Source organism: Paenibacillus dendritiformis, assembly GCF_945605565.1.
GTDB lineage: Bacteria > Bacillota > Bacilli > Paenibacillales > Paenibacillaceae > Paenibacillus_B > Paenibacillus_B dendritiformis_A.
This window is the reverse complement of record NZ_OX216966.1, coordinates 627,501-646,653: the sequence shown is the minus strand read 5'-3', so window position 1 is coordinate 646,653 and position 19,153 is coordinate 627,501. Positions and strand designations below refer to the sequence as shown.

Annotated in this window: 20 protein-coding genes, 2 rRNA genes and 1 riboswitch (1 of these 23 running past the window's edge); of the genes, 4 read left to right on the top strand and 18 right to left on the bottom strand. The window is 53.5% G+C overall.

What is annotated here, in order from left to right:
• Positions 1-20 precede the first annotated feature (20 nt).
• The 5 genes from rsmA to NNL35_RS02745 all read right to left on the bottom strand — a co-directional run bounded on the left by rsmA (position 21) and on the right by NNL35_RS02745 (position 5,599).
• Positions 21-935, bottom strand: a complete 915-nt coding sequence (gene rsmA, locus NNL35_RS02765) for a 16S rRNA (adenine(1518)-N(6)/adenine(1519)-N(6))-dimethyltransferase RsmA (RefSeq protein WP_254552915.1) — start codon at positions 933-935, stop codon at positions 21-23.
• Complete coding sequence (rnmV, locus tag NNL35_RS02760) at positions 916-1,518, bottom strand: ribonuclease M5 (protein WP_006678200.1); 603 nt, start codon at positions 1,516-1,518, stop codon at positions 916-918. The genes rsmA and rnmV overlap by 20 nt, the downstream gene beginning before the upstream one ends.
• A gap of 121 nt (positions 1,519-1,639) precedes the next feature.
• Positions 1,640-2,752, bottom strand: a complete 1,113-nt coding sequence (locus NNL35_RS02755) for a resuscitation-promoting factor (RefSeq protein ID WP_006678199.1) — start codon at positions 2,750-2,752, stop codon at positions 1,640-1,642.
• A 281-nt stretch (positions 2,753-3,033) separates the two neighbouring features.
• Positions 3,034-3,239: riboswitch (cyclic di-AMP (ydaO/yuaA leader) on the bottom strand.
• Between the two features lie 195 nt (positions 3,240-3,434).
• On the bottom strand, positions 3,435-4,202 hold the full coding sequence (locus NNL35_RS02750; RefSeq protein ID WP_006678198.1) for a TatD family hydrolase: 768 nt from the start codon (positions 4,200-4,202) through the stop codon (positions 3,435-3,437).
• Positions 4,203-4,312: 110 nt separating this feature from the next.
• Positions 4,313-5,599 (bottom strand): HD domain-containing protein, encoded by a 1,287-nt coding sequence (locus NNL35_RS02745; RefSeq protein ID WP_254552914.1) that lies wholly within the window; start codon positions 5,597-5,599, stop codon positions 4,313-4,315.
• A gap of 373 nt (positions 5,600-5,972) precedes the next feature.
• Here NNL35_RS02745 and NNL35_RS02740 point away from each other — a divergent pair, with 373 nt between their 5' ends.
• Positions 5,973-6,227 (top strand): AbrB/MazE/SpoVT family DNA-binding domain-containing protein, encoded by a 255-nt coding sequence (locus NNL35_RS02740; protein WP_005545514.1) that lies wholly within the window; start codon positions 5,973-5,975, stop codon positions 6,225-6,227.
• Between the two features lie 218 nt (positions 6,228-6,445).
• Here the strand turns inward: NNL35_RS02740 and rsmI are convergent, their stop codons facing one another.
• The 10 genes from rsmI to NNL35_RS02690 form a co-directional block, all read right to left on the bottom strand.
• Positions 6,446-7,354, bottom strand: coding sequence for a 16S rRNA (cytidine(1402)-2'-O)-methyltransferase (rsmI, locus tag NNL35_RS02735; RefSeq protein WP_006678196.1), 909 nt, complete (start codon positions 7,352-7,354; stop codon positions 6,446-6,448).
• Positions 7,341-8,132: a tRNA1(Val) (adenine(37)-N6)-methyltransferase gene (locus NNL35_RS02730; protein WP_006678195.1), complete on the bottom strand. Its 792-nt coding sequence runs from the start codon at positions 8,130-8,132 to the stop codon at positions 7,341-7,343. Before NNL35_RS02730 ends, rsmI begins: the two co-directional genes overlap by 14 nt.
• A 114-nt stretch (positions 8,133-8,246) precedes the next feature.
• Entirely contained in the window at positions 8,247-8,636 is a 390-nt protein-coding gene (yabA, locus tag NNL35_RS02725) for a DNA replication initiation control protein YabA (RefSeq protein WP_254552913.1), read from the bottom strand.
• A 33-nt stretch (positions 8,637-8,669) separates the two neighbouring features.
• Positions 8,670-9,470 carry a PSP1 domain-containing protein gene (locus NNL35_RS02720; protein ID WP_006678193.1) on the bottom strand — a complete coding sequence of 267 codons (801 nt, stop codon included), beginning with the start codon at positions 9,468-9,470 and terminating at the stop codon, positions 8,670-8,672.
• Positions 9,471-10,451 carry a DNA polymerase III subunit delta' gene (holB, locus tag NNL35_RS02715; RefSeq protein ID WP_006678192.1) on the bottom strand — a complete coding sequence of 327 codons (981 nt, stop codon included), beginning with the start codon at positions 10,449-10,451 and terminating at the stop codon, positions 9,471-9,473.
• A gap of 32 nt (positions 10,452-10,483) precedes the next feature.
• Entirely contained in the window at positions 10,484-10,927 is a 444-nt protein-coding gene (locus NNL35_RS02710; RefSeq protein WP_006678191.1) for a YaaR family protein, read from the bottom strand.
• A gap of 69 nt (positions 10,928-10,996) precedes the next feature.
• Entirely contained in the window at positions 10,997-11,326 is a 330-nt protein-coding gene (locus NNL35_RS02705) for a cyclic-di-AMP receptor (RefSeq protein ID WP_006678190.1), read from the bottom strand.
• Positions 11,327-11,387: 61 nt separating this feature from the next.
• Positions 11,388-12,053, bottom strand: a complete 666-nt coding sequence (gene tmk / locus NNL35_RS02700) for a dTMP kinase (RefSeq protein ID WP_006678189.1) — start codon at positions 12,051-12,053, stop codon at positions 11,388-11,390.
• Positions 12,046-13,617: an aminotransferase class I/II-fold pyridoxal phosphate-dependent enzyme gene (locus NNL35_RS02695; protein ID WP_006678188.1), complete on the bottom strand. Its 1,572-nt coding sequence runs from the start codon at positions 13,615-13,617 to the stop codon at positions 12,046-12,048. The genes tmk and NNL35_RS02695 overlap by 8 nt, the downstream gene beginning before the upstream one ends.
• A gap of 211 nt (positions 13,618-13,828) precedes the next feature.
• Entirely contained in the window at positions 13,829-14,011 is a 183-nt protein-coding gene (locus NNL35_RS02690) for a sigma factor G inhibitor Gin (protein WP_006678187.1), read from the bottom strand.
• Positions 14,012-14,262: 251 nt separating this feature from the next.
• Here NNL35_RS02690 and NNL35_RS02685 point away from each other — a divergent pair, with 251 nt between their 5' ends.
• Positions 14,263-14,784 (top strand): hypothetical protein, encoded by a 522-nt coding sequence (locus NNL35_RS02685; RefSeq protein WP_006678186.1) that lies wholly within the window; start codon positions 14,263-14,265, stop codon positions 14,782-14,784.
• Here the strand turns inward: NNL35_RS02685 and NNL35_RS02680 are convergent.
• Complete coding sequence (locus NNL35_RS02680; protein WP_254552912.1) at positions 14,772-15,002, bottom strand: hypothetical protein; 231 nt, start codon at positions 15,000-15,002, stop codon at positions 14,772-14,774. The genes NNL35_RS02685 and NNL35_RS02680 overlap by 13 nt on opposite strands.
• A gap of 325 nt (positions 15,003-15,327) precedes the next feature.
• Between NNL35_RS02680 and NNL35_RS02675 the strand changes: the two genes are divergently transcribed.
• Both NNL35_RS02675 and NNL35_RS02670 read left to right on the top strand, forming a co-directional pair.
• Positions 15,328-15,648, top strand: a complete 321-nt coding sequence (locus NNL35_RS02675) for a transposase (protein WP_254552909.1) — start codon at positions 15,328-15,330, stop codon at positions 15,646-15,648.
• A gap of 11 nt (positions 15,649-15,659) precedes the next feature.
• Positions 15,660-16,580 carry an IS3 family transposase gene (locus NNL35_RS02670; protein ID WP_276540147.1) on the top strand — a complete coding sequence of 307 codons (921 nt, stop codon included), beginning with the start codon at positions 15,660-15,662 and terminating at the stop codon, positions 16,578-16,580.
• Between the two features lie 393 nt (positions 16,581-16,973).
• Here NNL35_RS02670 and rrf read toward each other — a convergent pair.
• Positions 16,974-17,090 (bottom strand): 5S ribosomal RNA (gene rrf / locus NNL35_RS02665).
• Between the two features lie 61 nt (positions 17,091-17,151).
• A 23S ribosomal RNA gene (locus NNL35_RS02660) occupies positions 17,152-19,153 on the bottom strand (it continues 926 nt past the right edge of the window).

The following is a 19,153-nucleotide window of genomic DNA, read 5'->3' as shown; positions in this document are numbered from 1 at the left end:
GCAGATGCATCATTTGGTGCTCATTGATTTGGGGATGCAGCATCCTTCCCGTCCTTGAACCGCTCATACAGCACATTGCTGAAGCGGGCGAATTCTTCAAGCGACAGCGTCTCTCCCCGGCGGTTCGGATCGATGTCCGCCTCTGCGAACGCCTGGCTGAGCAGCTCCGTTCCCCATGCCGTGCCGTATTTGGCCTTCATATTGTTCCACAAGGTCTTCCTCCGTTGGGCAAAAGCCCCCTGGATAACCTCTAACAGGAGCGCTTCGTCCTTCGCCTCTACCGGGGGCTGCTCCCGGATACGCAGCTTGATGACGGCCGACTCCACATTCGGCTGCGGGATAAATACGGACGGAGGCACGGTGCATACCACCTGCGGTTCGCTGAAATATTGAACCGCCGCGCTCAAGCTGCCGTACTCCTTCGTCCCGGGTCGGGCCGCCATCCGTTCGGCCACTTCCTTCTGAATCATGACGACGATGTTTTTGAGCGGGAGCCGTTCCTCCAGCAGCCTCATCAGTATCGGGGTCGTTACGTAGTAAGGCAAATTGGCCACAACACTGACCTTGTTCATGGCCTGGAACTGTTCCCGGAACAGCTCGCCCAGGTCGACCTTCAGCACATCCCCGTGAACAACCCGCACATTCGGGTACGGCTCCAGCACTTCGCCCAGAATCGGGATGAGGCGCTGATCAATCTCCACGGCCGCCACTTGCCCCGCCTGCTGCGCCAACTGCTCCGTCAGTGCTCCGATCCCCGGCCCGATCTCCAACGCGCCTGTGGCGCTGTCCAGCTCGGCTGCATCGACGATGCGCCGCATAATATTCATATCGACCAAAAAATTTTGACCGAGGCTTTTCTTAAAAGCAAATCCGTGCTTGCGCACAATCTCCTTCGTCCTCGATGGCGTTGCGATATCAATCGAAGGCTTGTTCATTCTGTCGTTCTCCTTCCATACCCGTTACGCTATGTTCCGAAGCCTCCTGCTCGTCCAGTCTTGCCAGTGCAGCCTCGAACTCCGCTCGGCCGATCTGGAACATGCGGCATCGCTTAAGCAGCTGCTTCGCATTGCAATATCCGATGCCGAGAATCTCCCCCAGCCGGTTCCGGCGTTCGGCCGCGCCGATCTGGATCGTCAAGCCCGCTTCCGCAAGGTCCGCCCAGGCGAGCTCCGCATGGGCCGACGGCATCTCGGTCCGTACTTGGGCGAGCGCCGCGCGAATCGCGTCCGGCGATGCGTTCTCTACGCCGAGGTCTCTCTTGGCTATCGCCTCATGCCGCGGCAGGAATGCGTGCTTGCAGCCAGGGACCCGCTCCGCGATCTTCTTCCGAATCCGTTCCCCGGCATGATCCGGATCGGTAAATATAATCACGCCCCGGCGCTCCTGTGCCAAGGCGATGCGCCGTATCGTCATCTCGCTGACGGCCGAGCCTCCCGTCTCGATTGTATCGGCCTCCACGGCCCGCTGAATGGCTACCGTATCATCTTTCCCTTCCACGACGATCACTTCTCGAATCACAACTGCTGCTCCTCTCCGGTCCCCGCTGGCGCCTCTATGTAAAAAACACAAAAGAAGAGGGAAACCCCTCTTCTTAGAATGACATAAAACGTTATATCTTACTATATGTTATAATGCCGCCTTAATTCAATTCCGGCTTCACCGGACCGATAACATATACAGTAAATCCGTGTTTGCGGCCGAATTTGCGGACGGTGCTGCTGCTATCGAAGTATACGTCAATGATGTTGCCCTTGACTGCGCCGCCGGTATCTTCTGCGCGGCGGAATCCGATGCCTTCAATGTACACCCACCAGCCGAGCGGAATCACGTCCGGATCGACGGCGATGGTGCGGCCTTCGGATACGATCGCGCCGGAGGCGGTCTTCGACCCTGCAGAGCCCTCCTGTTCGGTATAGGCGGTCAATTCCACATTTTTAAGCACTTTTTTATAATTGAAATCAACGCTTCCGCCAGACTTGCTACCCCCGCTGACGGACAGCACGGCGACTTCCGGCTCTTTTTTGGTGCCGTACGCCACAACTTGGTTTACTTGCTTCGTTTTGACCTTTTTGTCCACCATTTTGGAGTACACGAGCTTGCCGTCCTCGTAAACCTTCTCGATTTTCTGAATGACCAGGCCTTCCTGGCCTTTTTGCACGGTCTTGGTCTTCCCTTTCGTTAAGGTCGGATCGGCTTTTTTTACCGTCCGGAACGGGACTTTTACTTTTCGCTCCTCCACATTTTTGCGGACGTCGATAATCCGGATATCCATATTTTGCGATACGGCGGTCTCTTTTTGAGGGATGACCTTATCCTCCGGCTTGACGGGTATATTCAAAGCGATCAATGCTTCGTTGACTGATTTCTTCGTCGTGTAGTGCGTTGCCTTCTTGCCGCCCATCACGATATTCACCGGCTTGGCGCGCTCGATGATGACCCGATCACCATCGGCGATGTCAGAATCCAACGGCTTCGATACCACATCATGGGCCCCAACGGCTATCGCGTGCTCATCCAAAACATCGCGCAGCATCGATTCCCGGGTTACCAAAGCTTCTTCCCGTCCATCCACGTAGACGGACAGCGTCTTCTTGGACGCGTTGTATTGAAATAATACGGCTATCAAGGTAATTACAACCGCCATAACGATGATGACAGAGACGATACGAACATTTTCATGCTTCCATCGCATTGCGAGCGACATGCTGGATGATCGGGGTTCATGGGTTTCGTCTTGAACGAGCTGTCCCACTTCTCGGTCCTCCTTACATAGTCCCGCCGTCGAGTGTTACGCATGATTTCTGGCTGACGCGACTATTTGAAGAATGTTTACGAAGCAACCTTGCGGTTCCTTCGCACCAACACCAGTAACGGTTGTTCCTCACCTCCTGTTCCTTACACCTATGACGTCTTTCTTTTCTTTATTCAAAAAAAGAAGATTTCGAGAAAAACAAAAGAAGCCTAGTGTAAGAGGCGACTCTTGATCATGGCTTCTCATTGAAACCCAAACGTCATCAGTTAAGGACGCACGAGGACCCCTCTCTCCGTACGCTGACGAGGTTAGCTGTCGGGTTCGGGCTGTGAGAGTCGCCCTGTCGCTGCGAACCGGCTCATGGCTCGGCTGCACCGAATTCACCCCAAGGAATCAATCCACGCGTTCAGCCATGCCATAGATGCACCGCCAACACGCCATTTGGTTCCCCCGCTCTCCACTCAAGGAGATTAAGCGATACTGGTTGGTTGGAACAATATTCAAGTTTTCGTTTCGAACATCTGTGAGAAATCATATCGTGTTTGTAATCACCTTGTAAAGACAGTATCAATTCCGTTTTAAGCGAAAAAGGGTTAAAAAAAAGTAACAATTTCGCATTTTCTCAATAGAATCCACTTATTTGGTGGCCTACATCTTTATTTCATCGGTTTTTCATCGATTTTCATCGTATGTCAAAACATGTCAAAGCATTTTCAGTCGTCATTCTGCAAATTTCTTCAAATTCCATTCCTTTCAATTCGGCTGCCGCTTCGGCAACGAGACGAACATAAGCAGACTCATTTCGCTTTCCTCGAAATGGATGCGGCGTTAAATATGGGGAGTCCGTCTCGACCAGCAACCGGTCATCCGGTATGCGGACGAGCACTTCCTTCGGCTGCTTCGCGTTCTTGAACGTGATCGGTCCGCCAAATGAAATATAGAATCCCATGTCAAGGCACATTTTGGCCGTCTCCCAGCTTCCGGAGAACGAGTGCATGATGCCGCCCACCTCGCTCGCCTTCTCTTCGCGCAAAATGCGGACGACATCCTCATGGGCGTCGCGATTATGAATAATAATCGGCAGCTTCAGCTCGCGGGCCAGCCCGATCTGATCCCGGAACACGCGCTGTTGCACATCCTTAGGAGACGTGTCCCAATGGTAGTCCAGCCCGATCTCCCCGATGGCAACTACCTTGTCATGCTCTGTCAGATCGGCAATCCACTGCATATCCTCCGGCTTCATTGTGATGGCATCGGTTGGATGCCATCCCACGGCGGCGTAAATAAATTCGTATTTCTCCGCCAATGCCATCGTCGTCGGGATCGTCTCCCGGTTGAACCCTACGTTCACCATTCTCGTGACTCCCTGCTCGAAGGCGCGGGTGATGATCTCTTCCCGGTCGGCGTCAAAAGCCTCATTATCTAAATGGGTATGCGTATCAAATAACATCGAAGTCACTCCTTCATGATGATGGTATGCTTATCTTCCCGAATGAACGTCCGGCTTGCTGCCGTTCGGGATCGCTTCCCGCCCTCCAGAGATGAAGCGGCAGGCAGCCGTTATCCAATCTCGCCGGACAGGAACAACTGCCGCACATCAGCAGGCAGCGCATGCTGGACCGCTTCCAGCTTGTCCTTCGGAAAGTAAATATAATGCTTCCCTCTCCGGATGCCGCTGATCGAGCGGACAATATCCGATTTCTTCGACAGCTCCATCACGCGGCCATACGGATCAAGCAGCAAAATATGCTGCTGCGTCGGCTCATCGCCTACCCGGTACACATCGTACGGATTGTCCGAAGGCGAATCGAACATCAAGTCGTACTCCGGATCCAGTCCCGCTTCCGTCCATATTTGGGACAGCCGGCGCTCCGTCGCTTTGTCCAGCTGATCCGTCTCAATATATTTGTATAGTTTACGCTCCATGAACCGCTCGCACAAGTCGGCCAACCGCTCATCCTTCTCCAGGCGCCACTGCATGAACGTCGTCTGGACCAGGGCTTCATCCAGCTGCAGATAATCCGAGGTCCCAATCGTCCCCTCGAACAGCGAGGTAAGCGGCGGCAAAAAGAATCGAAAAGCAAACCCTTCCCGGTACAACTCCGCCGCCCGCTTGAAGATATGCCGCAGCAGCATCTCGGAGCTGCGGGTCACCGGATGGAAGTATACCTGCCAGTACATCTCATAACGGGAGAGCAAGTAATGCTCCACCGCATGCATGCCGCTCTCCTTCACGACGATGCGCCCCTTATGCGGGCGCAGAAGCCTCAAGATCCGATCAAGATCGAAGGTGCCATAATTGACGCCGGTGAAATAGGCATCCCGCAGCAAATAATCCATCCGATCAGCATCAAGCGGTCCGGACACAAGGTTAACGACAATCGGGGATGCATACGATTTGCGAATGACGGATGCCACCTTCTCCGGGAACCCGGGATCGATCCTCGCCAGCACGCGGCGGATCTCAGTATCTTCCAATATAATACGGCAGGTCCAGTCCTCGTGGAACATGCCGAAGGCCTCTTCGATCGAATGGGAGAACGGGCCGTGTCCCACATCATGCAGCAGGGCGGCACACAGGGCGAGCAGTCCTTCTTCTTCCGGCCAATCCGCATACCGGTTCCGTTCGAATTGAGAAATGATCCGGCGCGTAATCTCATATACGCCGAGGGAATGGGAGAAGCGGCTATGCTCCGCCCCATGGAACGTGAAATAGGAAGTCCCCAACTGGCGGATCCGACGCAGCCGTTGAAATTCGCTCGTATTGATCAGATCCCATATTGTCCGATCTTGGACATGCACATAATTATGAACCGGATCCTTGAACACTTTTTCTTCTTGCAGCATCATGTTTCCCTCCTTGGTTTCATGTTACGGATACAGCGCAGCGCCCGCTTCAGACATAGCAATCGACTATAAAATGACATCCGTTCCATTTCGACATCGTTTTCACATTTGGCGGAGTTGTCGAAATACGGCGGATTCGTAGCGCCTGACGGAAAACAGATAACATATAATACCATCAAAGCGTAAAAACGGGAATAGATACGTTAAAATCAGTTAAAAATCAGATAAAAAATAAATAAAAACCATAAATTAGCATAAAAAATATCCATTTTATAGGTTGACTAATATGGGAATGGTTGGTACGATAATAAACAGTCAATCAGAAAATTGTCGAATCATGACACATTATGTAATTAAGAGGAGAGCGTTGAATATGATGAAGTCCACTGGTATCGTTCGCAAAGTTGATGAACTGGGTCGTGTCGTTATTCCAATCGAGCTTCGCCGCACCTTGGGCATTGGTGAAAAAGATGCGCTGGAGATTTACGTGGATGGAGAGCGCATCATGCTCAAAAAATACGAGCCTGCCTGCATCTTCTGCGGCAATGCAGAGAACGTTACATACTTCAAAGGAAAAATTGTTTGCCACGAATGTATATCAGAAATCCCTCAACCTGTGACAAAATAAAAAAAATAGGTTATAATAGCACTAATCAACTTGTTAATTCTAACCTTTTTCATATCTTCCTTGGTGCCTTCATGGTTTAGAACCCGACCATGAAGGTCTTTTTTTGCCTTGTAGAGGGTACTCACCAGGCCTTTGTGAACAGGCAGCCACAGGGAACTATGCCTTATGGCCCCTACTTCCGGACCCTCCGGCCGGCCCATAGGAATGAGCCGGAATCATCATTTGCCGTCTTCTTCCCGCTTCTCCTGGAGCAGCGCTTCATAGATGTCCCGCTTCGAGACGCCTCTATCCTTGGCCGCCTGCTTCATCGCCTCTTTGCGGGCTATCCCCTGCTCCTCATAATGCGCCACATGCTCCTGCTCGGTCAGCTCGCTCCACCAGACGATGTCCGCCCCGGTCCCTCCACTGCTTCCGCCGCCTTCCACGACGATGCAGTACTCTCCAAGCGGAGGCTTCTCCTGAAGAAAGGCCAGACAATCCGCAATCGTCCCGCGCACAAAATGCTCGTACCGCTTCGTCAGCTCGCGCGCCAGCGCGACACGCCGCCCGGAACCGAAGACTTCGGCCATCCGTTCCAGCGTCTTCTCCACCCGATGCGGCGATTCATAAAAAAGCAATGTACCCGCTTCCGCCGCCAAGGAAGCCAAAATGTCAGCAGCCCGCTTCTTCTCCCGGGGCAAGAACCCGACGAAGGTGAATCGCTCCGTCGGCAGCCCGGAAGCGATAAGCGCGGACAACGCCGCATTCGGTCCGGGGATCGGGATGACCGGCAGCTCCGCTTCGATCGCCATCGCCGCCAGATCGGCGCCCGGGTCGGATATGGCCGGAAGCCCGGCGTCGCTCACGAGGGCGATACGCTTTCCTTCCTGCATCAACCGAATCAGTTCTGGACCGCTGGCCTGCTTATTATGCTCATGATAACTGTATAACGTCTTGCCTTGAATCTCGAAGTGGCTGAGCAGCTTGCGCGTCTCGCGCGTATCCTCCGCCGCAATGATATCCGCTTCCCGGAGCATCCGCACGGCCCGGTATGTCATATCCTCCAGATTGCCAATCGGGGTGCCGACGAGATACAGCCGGCCGCCTCCATCCTTCTCCTCATAGCTGAATTGCTCATTGATCTCCATGTGACCCATCCTTCAACTGCGGCGACTCGCCGTAATAAATATCCATTAGTTCCTGGCAATACGTATTTCCTTCATTATAAACGATTAACGGCGGGAGAATACGCACGTCCGGCTTGCCGTCCCGCACCGCTTCGATCAGCACCATATTCGCTTCCATTCCGATGCGCGGATGCACGAGGCGGATGCGCTTCGGCTCGACCCGGTATGCCCGCATCAAGGCGATGATATCGCCCAACCGGGAGGCGCGATGCACCATCGCCAGCTTGCCGCCCGTTCGCAGCCAGCGAGCAGCCTGCGCAATTACATCCTCCAGCGTGCATGCCAGCTCATGGCGGGCAAGCGCCTGATGCTCGCTCAGCTTCGGCTCTCCGGCCTGCAGCGGCATATACGGCGGATTCACCGTAATCAGCTCATAGAACGGCCGGTCCGCATCCGGTTCGAACTGCTTCAGATCCCCTTCGTGAATCCGGATGCGCTCCTCCAGCCCGTTCAGGGCAACGCTGCGGCGAGCCATGTCCGCCAAGCGCGGCTGGATCTCCAGCCCTTCGATCGCGGCTCTTGTCCGCGTCGACAGCAGCAGCGGAATGACCCCGTTGCCGGTGCACAGATCCATAATGCGGCCCTTGGCAGGCACCGTGGCGAAGCGCGCCAGCAGAACGGCATCCATCGAGAAGCTGAACACCTCCGGGCTCTGAATGATGCGAAGCTCGTGGGTCAGCAGGTCATCAAGCCGTTCCGAAGGCTGCAGGATGCCGCTCTCCTTACCGTGTTCCTTCATTCTATATCGGTAACTCCTTCCTGTCTCATGTCATTATATAGCCTGTCCGATGCAGCCTGGATATGAAGAAAAGCCGTAGGCAGGAATCCGATTCCCCATCACCTACGGCCCTCGTTATTTATTTAGGAAGGACAGACAGAACAAGCAGTCGCCTTCCGTTCGTAAATGCCCATAATAGACGTTGCAAATATGAAAGCCTTCATGATACAGCCGCGCTAAGTTGTCGTATCCTTCGCCTACCACACTCTCCTGCTCTTCCCCTTCGGGGTTCAGGGCATCCGCTGCGGGTGCCGATGCTCCTTCTGCTGCGACAGGGGATTCCGGCTGCTGATCCTGATGCTCCTGATGGAGCAATTGGCGCAGCCGCTGGTTCTCCATGCGAAGGCGTTGATTCTCTTCCAGCAGCTCCTTGACGACGTATTTCAGCGCACCCAGCTCTTGATGAAGGTCTCCCATATGCGTTTCCATATCATGAATTTGCGCAAAAATGTCTTTCTTCTCCAAGTTCCCACCCCAGAGCGTGAAAAGTACGCTTCATTATTTCAATACGACGTCGTCAAAAGGAAACTCCTTCACTTTGCTGATATCCGCCAATTGAACGTGAACCTTCCGTTCACCGGCATTCAGGCCGACGACCTTGCCCTCGCCGATCGACGTGACTACCCATTTCCCTACCGCCGGAAGCTCTTCCTTGACGCTCTCATAATTATCATGCTCGTATTTCAAGCAGCACATGAGCCGGCCGCACAGGCCGGAAATTTTGGTAGGATTCAACGATAAATTCTGATCTTTGGCCATCTTGATCGAGACCGGCTCGAAATCGCCGAGCCAGGACGAACAACATAGGACCCGGCCGCACGGGCCGATGCCGCCGAGCATCTTCGCTTCATCCCGTACCCCAATCTGCCGCAGCTCGATCCGGGTCCGGAATACGCTTGCCAGGTCTTTGACCAGCTCTCGGAAATCTACTCGTCCTTCGGCCGTGAAATAGAAAATAATTTTGTTCCGATCAAATGTATATTCGACATCAACCAGCTTCATCTTCAACTGATGAGCCCGTATCTTGTCCATGCAAGTCGTGAAGGCATCCTTCGCCGCCTGCCGGTTCGAATCCACCAGCGTAGCGTCGGCCTCATTGGCAATGCGGATTACCTTCTTCAAGGGAAGTACGACATCATTCTCGCCGACCGTCTTCGGGCCGATGACGACTTTGCCGTATTCGATTCCCCGCGCCGTCTCGACGATAACGTGCTCATCCCGCTGAACCGGCCATTCCACCGGATCGAAGTAATATATTTTGCCCGCTCTCTTGAAGCGGACGCCGACCACGTTATACAATCATGTACCTCCTTGCACTCCAACCAGAAACTGTTCAAATGCAAGCTGCGGACTGACATTGGCGCGTACCCGCTTCTGCGCTTCTGCTGCCGCGGCCATGCATCGGATCCATCCCTGCGCCGATTTCGACCAGGCTATTCTGCCTATTGCATCCAGCTGATCGCAAAAGACGAGGTTCTCCTGTCGGTTGAATTGATAATTCAGCATATCACGAAACCAGAGGTGGAACAGACGGAACAACATGTCCGTATGTTCTCCAAGCTCGGTCTTGAACACCTTCTGTTGTGCCATAAGAAGTGCGGATGACAACCGTGTCCCACACTCCTTTCCTAATTGTAACATTACGTTTCTCAGTTCTGCAAACCAATTCTGCTGGCACAGTTCCCTGCCTTCCCCTATTCCGTTGACGAGATGAACCGCCGCCCGGGCCAGCAAGGCAGAGCAGCCCTCCTCAACCAATGCATTGTAGATGATCTGGGGATCCGCCGGGGTAAAAGGCACCCATTGCGAGCGCGATTGAATCGTGGGCAGCATCGCTTGTCCATTGTCCGTAATCAAGATCGCGACGATCGGGCTCATCGGTTCTTCCAAAAATTTGAGCAGGCTGTTGGCCGCCTGCACGGTCATCGTCTCCGCCTGCTCCATAATATACACTTTGCGGCCTTCCGCATGCGTCCGGTACGAAAACTCCCGCTGCAGTTCACGCACCTGATCGATTTTGATGCTCTGTCCTTCGGGTGAAATCACATGCACATCCGGGTGATTGCCATGCTCGATCTTGCGGCATGACAAGCATTCGCCGCAGGCGTCATCCGTTGCATTCTCGCAGAACAGCGCCTTCGTGAAGGTGATTGCCGTCTGCAGCCGCCCCGTTCCCTTCGGCCCGCTGAACAAATATGCATGCGAGACTTTACCCGAACGCAGACCGTTCTGCAATAGGGTCTTCGCCCGTTCCTGTCCGATAATTTGTTGAAACGACATCGCTTGTAAGTCCTTCCATTCCTGAACGGCTGTCAAAAGCTCAAATTGATCAGCATGCCGCGAATCTCTCCGACCTTTTGCAGCAATTCGATTTTGCCTTGTTCCGTCTCCAGCAGTTCCTCCGCCAGAGCAATCAACGCCGCATCGATCTCCTCGACCAGCTTGTAGCGCTTATTGCGTCCCCGGCGATCCCATCCGCGCGAGTCGCGCAGCGTGATGCCCCGGCGGACCGTATCTTCCAGGAACCGCTTCACCAGAGTCCGGTATTGCCGGAGTTCCCTGACGGTCATCGACTTCGCCAGTCGTTCTCCTTGACGATAAATATCCTGCAGGCGCTGCTGCAATTCATCTCTGCTCGCTTGGCCGTCCTGCTGCTGCATTATATCCGCAAATGATTTCTGCTGAATGGGCTTCGCTACCGTATCCCCTATGCGCACGTCTTGGCCAAGGGGCCGGAACCCTGGATTAATCTTCACTTGTTATCCACCTGCATTCTATCATGCTCTAAATTGAGTGTTCAAAGCGGACTTTTTATAACTGCCTCTCTAAAATTGTTCGAACCGATCAACAGGCATTACGAAAACTGTTGCACCGCCAACTTGCACTTCCACCGGAAGCGGCATATAGGAATCCGTCGTTCCGCTCAGCGGGGTAACCGGCGTCACCAATTGGTCACGCACCTTGCAATTGTTACGGATGACGTTCAGAACCGTGCTGACTTGATCATCATTGACACCGATCATAAAGGTCGTATTGCCTGCCCGCAGAAATCCTCCCGTACTGGCCAGCTTGGTGGCACGGAAATTCGCTTTCACTAACGCGCTGGACAACCGGTTGCTGTCTTTGTCCTGAACAATGGCCACAATCATCTTCATGCCTATCATCCTCCTTGTGATTGGTTGAACACATTTTACCCTAGAATGAGAATATGGTTATTTATTTACACATGCGGGGCCCGAAATCCTGCGTTCGCTCGGATAAAATGTCGATTATTTGCTCCTGAATCACCGTTTCCGACTGCGAGGCGTCCACACGGACGATTCGGTCGGGGAATTGCCGGGCGAGCCGTTCATAGCCCTGCCGCACCGCCTGATGAAATGCCAGCTGCTCCGTGTCCAGCCGGTTCACTTCGCGGGAGCGGTTCGCTCGGATGCGTTCCAGTCCTTCTTCCGGCTCAATATCGAACCAGAGCGTAATATCCGGCATCGTGCGATGCACGGCGAAGCGGTTGATATCCCACACCTCTTCCATACCAATACCCCGTGCATAGCCTTGGTAAGCAAGACTGCTATCGACGAACCGGTCGCACAGCACGATGGCTCCCCGTTGGAGCGCAGGCTCCACCCGCTCCACCAGATGCTGACGGCGGGCCGCCGCATAGAGCAGCGCTTCCGTTCGCGGGTCCATGCTGACATGCGCAGGATCGAGAATCAGGCTGCGAATCTGTTCGGAGATGGCGATGCCGCCCGGTTCCCGCGTCATGACCATGTCAAGCCCGCGATCCTCCAGCCGCTGCGCCAGCTTGCGCATCGCCGTCGTCTTCCCGGCTCCTTCCCCTCCTTCCATCGTAATGAACCAGCCTGGCCAATTGCTTCTATTCATACTGCGTCTCCTCTTCCGTGCCGTTAATCTCGTTCGCAACTATTTGTATGGTCCGGAGCGTCGGATCCCCGGCTCCGTGACATTTCGCCCCAGCTTCAGCCAGCCGTTCAAGCTGCCGGACAACCGCCTCGGTCACGCGTTCGCCGCGGTAGAGCAGCGGTATCCCTGGCGGATAGGGGGTTACGGTCTCGGCCGCAATTGCACCGACCGCGGCGCTTGCCGGTACCCGCACCGTCCTCGCCTGAGGCACATCGTACAGCGAGAACGGCACTGGCTCGGAGCAGCTGGCCCCGGCAGCATTCTCAACCATGTCATTCGCCCGCATCGTATTATATGTAGGCGCATCGCCAATGGTCACCGCCACCGCTTCGAGAGCTTGGGCCAGCCGTTCCGCATCGGCCATCGACGTGCTCAAGCTGAGCGCCGCCACCACGAACTGGGGATCGGCCATCTCGGCCACACAGCCATGGGCGGACAGCTTGTCCAGCAGCTCGTAGCCGCTGAGCCGGTCACATCGATCCCGAAGGACGATTTTGAATGGATCTTGATAATGATAAGCCGTCAAGCCGTCCGGTCCCGGCACCAGCTCGAACGCCGGCATCGCCTGGATTCGTGCGCGCAGCCAGCGCGCGGCCTCCAGCCCGGGCTCCAAGGCGGCTGCTCCATGCCGGTCCAGCCAGTAGCGGCTCAAATCGAGCGAGGCCATCAATGGATACGAAGGGCTGGAGCTCTGCACCATCGTTAACACCTGCTTCAGCCTGTCCCGATCGAGACGAGGCCCCTGCACATGCAGCATGGCGCTCATCGTCATCCCGCCCAGCATCTTATGCGTTGATTGGACGACCCCATCCGCTCCCATCGAGAGGGAGGAGGGGGGGACGTCCGGATGAAATCCGAAATGCGCCCCATGCGCCTCGTCCACGAGCAAAGGAATGCCGTGATCATGGGCAAGGCGGGCCATCTCACTTATATCGGCACCCATTCCATAATAATTAGGGTTCGTAATCATGACAGCCTTGGCCTGCGGATAGCGGTTCAGCGCTTCGCTTACCGTCTCCACATCCGGCACAGCCGCCAGTCCGGTCGCCCGGTCAGTCTGCGGCGTTAAGAATACCGCCCTCGCGCCCGCCAGCATCAGGCCATGCAGAATCGATTTATGGACATTCCGCTGCACGATGATGAGATCGCCTGGACGGGTGCAGCTGCTCAAGAGAAGCGCCATATTGCCCACCGTGCTTCCGCCTATCAGAAAATGTGTCTCTTCGGCACCGAAGCAGCGTGCCGCCAGACGCTGGGCTTCCGCGATCGGGCCGGTCGGGTGATGCAGATCGTCCGTTCCCTCGACCTCGGTCGTGTCCATGGCTAGGAGCGAGGCCATGCTGCGCAACAGCTCGTTGCCCGGGTGCGGCCATTCTTCCGCCATCCGGCGGTACAGCTCGCCATCCTTATGACCCGGAACATGGAAGGAGGCCGAACGGCGCTCCATATAGTCAAGCATCGCGCCAACCAACGGCGCATGCTGATGAATATGACGTGAAAAGGATTCTTCTCCGTGATACACCATGAAGTCTGCCCCTTCTAGAGGTTGTTCAAAAAGTCCGCTTTTGATCACTTTAGGTTCCTGAAACCTTCTCGGTACTGACTGGCCTTATTGAACACTCATTCCTTGTTCTTATTCCTTCATTGTATCGTAAATCGGGCAGCGCTTCATCATTCCTGCGGGGAAACGACAAAAAAGAGCCCAAAAAGGTTCAGGCTCCTTTGTCTGGCTTACCTTATACATTCATGTGCACCCACAACCGTTTTAACCGATGAATAAAAAAAGGATATTTCCGGTCCTCCACGTCGGTCTTCACCATTTCCTGTTCGCAGGAGGTACAAATGAATTGATTGACAACCACGATGCCGTCCTCTGTTGCTTCACCGCAAATAATGCAGTGGGTCTCCTGATGTTCCATGGCCATCCCACCTTCTATAATTTTATCGTTAGTATGCCCTGAACTCTATAAAGCTATACCAGTTTCATAGTTCATTTCACATATTTATATATACGTATGAGGAATGGTCGCATTTGGTGTATGTACGGTCTGTACCTCTTTTGCGACTTCACTTCTGCCCCAATCTCCGCTCCCTTCTACATTTTCATAGATCAAATTCCGATATATATCGTATTCCTCAATTCGTGACGCAACCAAAAGGAGGAGCTTCCTTGAGCAGTAGTGAGCGCACCTTTTACAATTATCAGCTCCTAAAGCGGATTCGGTTCCATCGGGTCTTTATGTACATGTACCTGCTGTTCGGCGCGGCCGCGCTGGCGGCATCAATAGGAATGAGCGGTCTATGGGGAGTCGCCTATATCGGCGCTTCGTGGGTCGTTATCGTCTGGATTCATTATGTAATCGCGCGTTCTATCTTCGTGATGGATCGGTATACCTTCAAAAAGCGGTGGATATGGAGATTCAATCTCCCCTGGATCGGCTTCCTGCCGCAGGAACAACAATTCATCAGTATCCGGTACTGGAGAAAAATACTATGGCATACAACGCTCATCTCTTTGCTTATCCTGGTGATAATCATGCCTTGGCTGCCGCTCGAGCTGACCCTGCAGCTGTTCTTCTGGCATTTGTGGATGATAGCGCCGCGCGTATACGCCACCTTCGTTGCCCAATCGGCAAGCAAGGATGGGCTCATCAAGCTGCCTGCCGGAGAGATGTCCGTCTATAAAGCATAATATACGAAAACACCCATTGAGGGTGTTTTTTCTTTGCGCTGGGTATCGGTGAAAAAAACGGCTGCGTCACCGCCTTGATGAGGCATGCATTTTGTTTTTTTCTTTGTGATGAGGCTTGAGTTCATGTTTTTCGTATGCTTGGTTGCAGGGAATTTGCTTTGCAGGGAGGTTTGTCCAAAAAAATTCTGCAAAACTGCAGTATTGGGATACGCGCTCATTACCCCCTTATGCACTACCACGTATTGAAATCCTGCGAAAGTGCTGCAGCAATTCGAGATGTACGACATCACCAAAGAAAATCCTGTAAAAGTTACAGCAATTCGACATGCACGGCTTCAACAAAGAAAATCCTGTAAAAGTACAGCAATTCGACATGCACGGCTTCACCAAAAAAGGAATCCTGCAAAACTGCAGCAATTTCCCCCGTTTCGCTTGGCTTGGGTGCAAAAGAGAGTAAAATGATGTAGATTCTCCTAGGCCCCCTAATTAAACTGGAGCTCTTGGCCCCAATATTATAAGCTGTTATCAGAGGGGGTAATAAGTATGGGAAAGCACTTTAGCAAAGAAATACGCTTGGAAATCGTAAAGGAAGCACTGGCCGGCATTAAGGTGGGAACTCTCGCCCGAATGTACGGTGTACATCCGGAGACTATACGTGTTTGGGTTAGAGACCACCGTGACGAAATTAGTCAAGAGGAGATACCTGCAGCAGACGAGCATCTGCAAGAACTCCGTCGACTTCAAGAGGTGGAGGCCAAGTTCGAACAGGCAAAAAAGCTCCTGGGTGAAAAAGAACTTGAGATCGAAATCCTGCGAGAACTCGTAAAAAAGAAGAACCCCGCTTATCTGAAAGACTTGAAGTAGCAGAATCGTTTATTAAGCGGGGGCATGCAACAGCTAAGGTTCTGCGTATCCTAAAAGTTCACGAATCGACGTACTATGGCCGGAAGAAACGAGAGGCATCCAACACCGAAGAACGTGCTTCATGCGGCCTAAAAGGGCGTCCTGTACCTGGATTTTCCTCTACGAACACGGGCCGGAAAGTTGCAGATGAACAGATTAAAGAATGGATGCTCGAACTCCTGGAAGGAGAAGAGCACGTGTATGGGTACAAGAATTTGGCGCTGTGCCTCCGCAGACAACGTGGCTTGATCCTAAACAAGAAAAAGGCGTACCGCATTTGCAAGGAGTTAGGAATTCTTCAGAAACAACGAAAGAAAACAAGCAAACATCCTCGCAGAGTACCGAGAAACCGAACGGTAACCGGGGTGAATCAGCTATGGCAAATTGACATTAAATATGGGTACGTGGTTGGGCGTCAGCGATTCTTTTTCGTGCTCAGTATCATCGACGTATTTGACCGCGTCGTCGTCGGACAATACCGGGGTTCCGTCTGTGAGGCCAAGCACGTCGTGCAGACACTATGCCGTGCGCTGCAAGAACGTCTGAATCCCGGCGATGACTTACCTACCATCCGCACCGACAACGGGCCTCAGTTTGTCAGCAAGCTGTTTGGTGATACGTGCGAGAGTCTGGAGATCGTCCATGAACGGATCCCGCCGCGTAGCCCGAATATGAACGCGTACATTGAGTCATTTCATAGCATACTCGAACGTGATCTGTTCAGCCTGACGGAATTTATGACATTTGAAGAGGCCTATGAAGCACTTGATCGTTATATGGATTTCTACAACAACCGCAGAATGCATGGTAGCCTAAAGAGCATGTCACCATCGCAATTCTCGAAGTGGGTCATGACGCTGGAAGACCGATCAAAATATCATCGGGCCATGTAATCACGCGAAATAGGAAGCAATTCTAAGAACGCATATTTTTTGGTGGGCATGACCCCAGATATGAGGGGCCTAGCCGGATTTGCAGGAATTTCTCTGCATGTTGGCTTTTAGGGCTGAAATTCCTGTAAAAACGCAGCAATTCCCTCCACACGCGCAGCCCCAGGAGGCAATGCCGCCTCCAGAATGCGATGATGCTCTCTGATGATGCTCCAGGAAAAGATAACGCCTCTCCAATAACGCATCAGAATGGCAACGATACCTCTAGGATACGATAACGCCTCAGGATGCGATGTCATGTCAGTCTGGTTCGCCGTCCGTCCGGTTCGCCGCATTCCCTGTATTCCTCCGCAGATATAGAAAAAAACCACCGACAGAAGTCAGTGGTCTTTGTCTGCTTGGCAGCGTCCTACTCTCCCAGGACCCTGCGGTCCAAGTACCATCGGCGCTGGAGGGCTTAACGGTCGTGTTCGGGATGGGTACGCGTGGAACCCCTCCGCTATCGCCACCAAACAGATAAGGTGTTGTACCTTAAAAACTGAATGCGAAAGTAAAATCATCAAATCATCTTCGTTAGGATAAGCCCTCGACCGATTAGTATTGGTCAGCTCCATGCATTGCTGCACTTCCACCTCCAACCTATCTACCTCGTCGTCTTCAAGGGGTCTTACCAATGTGGGAAATCTCATCTTGAGGGGGGCTTCACGCTTAGATGCTTTCAGCGCTTATCCCTTCCGTACTTGGCTACCCAGCTATGCCTCTGGCGAGACAACTGGTACACCAGCGGTACGTCCATCCCGGTCCTCTCGTACTAAGGACAGCTCCTCTCAAATTTCCTACGCCCGCGACAGATAGGGACCGAACTGTCTCACGACGTTCTGAACCCAGCTCGCGTACCGCTTTAATGGGCGAACAGCCCAACCCTTGGGACCTACTTCAGCCCCAGGATGCGATGAGCCGACATCGAGGTGCCAAACCTCCCCGTCGATGTGGACTCTTGGGGGAGATAAGCCTGTTATCCCCAGGGTAGCTTTTATCCGTTGAGCGATGGCCCTTCCATGCGGTACCACCGGATCACTAAGCCCGACTTTCGTCCCTGCTCGACTTGTAGGTCTCGCAGTCAAGCTCCCTTCTGCCTTTGCACTCTTCGAATGATTTCCAACCATTCTGAGGGAACCTTGGGGCGCCTCCGTTACTCTTTAGGAGGCGACCGCCCCAGTCAAACTGCCCGCCTGACACTGTCCCCGAACCGGTTCCACGGTCCCAGGTTAGAACTCCGATACGATCAGGGTGGTATCCCAACGGCGCCTCCACCGAAGCTGGCGCTCCGGCTTCCCAGGCTCCCACCTATCCTGTACAGACCGTACCAAAGTCCAATATCAAGCTGCAGTAAAGCTCCATGGGGTCTTTCCGTCTTGTCGCGGGTAACCTGCATCTTCACAGGTATTAAAATTTCACCGGATCTCTCGTTGAGACAGCGCCCAAGTCGTTACGCCATTCGTGCGGGTCAGAATTTACCTGACAAGGAATTTCGCTACCTTAGGACCGTTATAGTTACGGCCGCCGTTTACTGGGGCTTCGGTTCATAGCTTCGCCTTGCGGCTAACCACTCCCCTTAACCTTCCAGCACCGGGCAGGCGTCAGCCCGTATACTTCGCCTTACGGCTTCGCACAGACCTGTGTTTTTGCTAAACAGTCGCTCGGGCCTATTCACTGCGGCCCCCTCGGGCTATAAACCCTACCGGGGCACCCCTTCTCCCAAAGTTACGGGGTCATTTTGCCGAGTTCCTTAACGAGAGTTCTTCCGCGCGCCTTAGAATTCTCTTCTTGCCTACCTGTGTCGGTTTGCGGTACGGGCACCTTTACCTGGCTAGAGGCTTTTCTTGGCAGCATGAAATCAAGACCTTCGGTACTGTAATTTTCCCTCCCCGTCACAGCCCAGCCTTACGGTCAGCGGATTTGCCTACTGACCAGCCTCACTGCTTGGACGAGCATCCATCAGCTCGCGTCCCTATCCTTCTGCGTCCCCCCATTGCTCATAACGGCTACGGTGGTACAGGAATTTCAACCTGTTGTCCTTCGACTACGCCTTTCGGCCTCGCCTTAGGTCCCGACTTACCCTGGGCGGACGAGCCTTCCCCAGGAACCCTTAGGCTTTCGGCGGACATGATTCTCACATGTCTTTTCGTTACTCATACCGGCATTCTCACTTGTGTACAGTCCAGCAGTCCTTCCGGTCTGCCTTCAACCCGGTACACAACGCTCCCCTACCACTGATGCAAGCATCAATCCATAGCTTCGGCGGTACGTTTAGCCCCGTTACATTTTCGGCGCAGAGTCACTCGACCAGTGAGCTATTACGCACTCTTTAAATGATGGCTGCTTCTAAGCCAACATCCTGGTTGTCTGGGCAACTCCACATCCTTTCCCACTTAACGTACACTTAGGGGCCTTAGCTGATGGTCTGGGCTGTTTCCCTCTTGACAACGGACCTTAGCACCCATTGTCTGACTCCCGGATAATAAGTCCATGGCATTCGGAGTTTGACTGAGCTTGGTAACCCTTGGCGGGCCCCG

What these genes read in the sequence shown, in the direction of transcription:
- NNL35_RS02750 (WP_006678198.1), bottom strand. Translation starts at nt 4,202, where the DNA reads ATGTTATTTGATACGCATACCCATTTAGATAATGAGGCTTTTGACGCC.
- NNL35_RS02675 (WP_254552909.1), top strand. Translation starts at nt 15,328, where the DNA reads ATGGGAAAGCACTTTAGCAAAGAAATACGCTTGGAAATCGTAAAGGAA.
- rsmI (WP_006678196.1), bottom strand. Translation starts at nt 7,354, where the DNA reads ATGGAGATCAATGAGCAATTCAGCTATGAGGAGAAGGATGGAGGCGGC.
- NNL35_RS02680 (WP_254552912.1), bottom strand. Translation starts at nt 15,002, where the DNA reads ATGAGCGCGTATCCCAATACTGCAGTTTTGCAGAATTTTTTTGGACAA.
- NNL35_RS02690 (WP_006678187.1), bottom strand. Translation starts at nt 14,011, where the DNA reads ATGGAACATCAGGAGACCCACTGCATTATTTGCGGTGAAGCAACAGAG.
- NNL35_RS02695 (WP_006678188.1), bottom strand. Translation starts at nt 13,617, where the DNA reads ATGGTGTATCACGGAGAAGAATCCTTTTCACGTCATATTCATCAGCAT.
- holB (WP_006678192.1), bottom strand. Translation starts at nt 10,451, where the DNA reads ATGTCGTTTCAACAAATTATCGGACAGGAACGGGCGAAGACCCTATTG.
- rsmA (WP_254552915.1), bottom strand. Translation starts at nt 935, where the DNA reads ATGAACAAGCCTTCGATTGATATCGCAACGCCATCGAGGACGAAGGAG.
- NNL35_RS02730 (WP_006678195.1), bottom strand. Translation starts at nt 8,132, where the DNA reads ATGAAGGAACACGGTAAGGAGAGCGGCATCCTGCAGCCTTCGGAACGG.
- NNL35_RS02740 (WP_005545514.1), top strand. Translation starts at nt 5,973, where the DNA reads ATGATGAAGTCCACTGGTATCGTTCGCAAAGTTGATGAACTGGGTCGT.
- NNL35_RS02745 (WP_254552914.1), bottom strand. Translation starts at nt 5,599, where the DNA reads ATGCTGCAAGAAGAAAAAGTGTTCAAGGATCCGGTTCATAATTATGTG.
- tmk (WP_006678189.1), bottom strand. Translation starts at nt 12,053, where the DNA reads ATGAATAGAAGCAATTGGCCAGGCTGGTTCATTACGATGGAAGGAGGG.
- NNL35_RS02705 (WP_006678190.1), bottom strand. Translation starts at nt 11,326, where the DNA reads ATGAAGATGATTGTGGCCATTGTTCAGGACAAAGACAGCAACCGGTTG.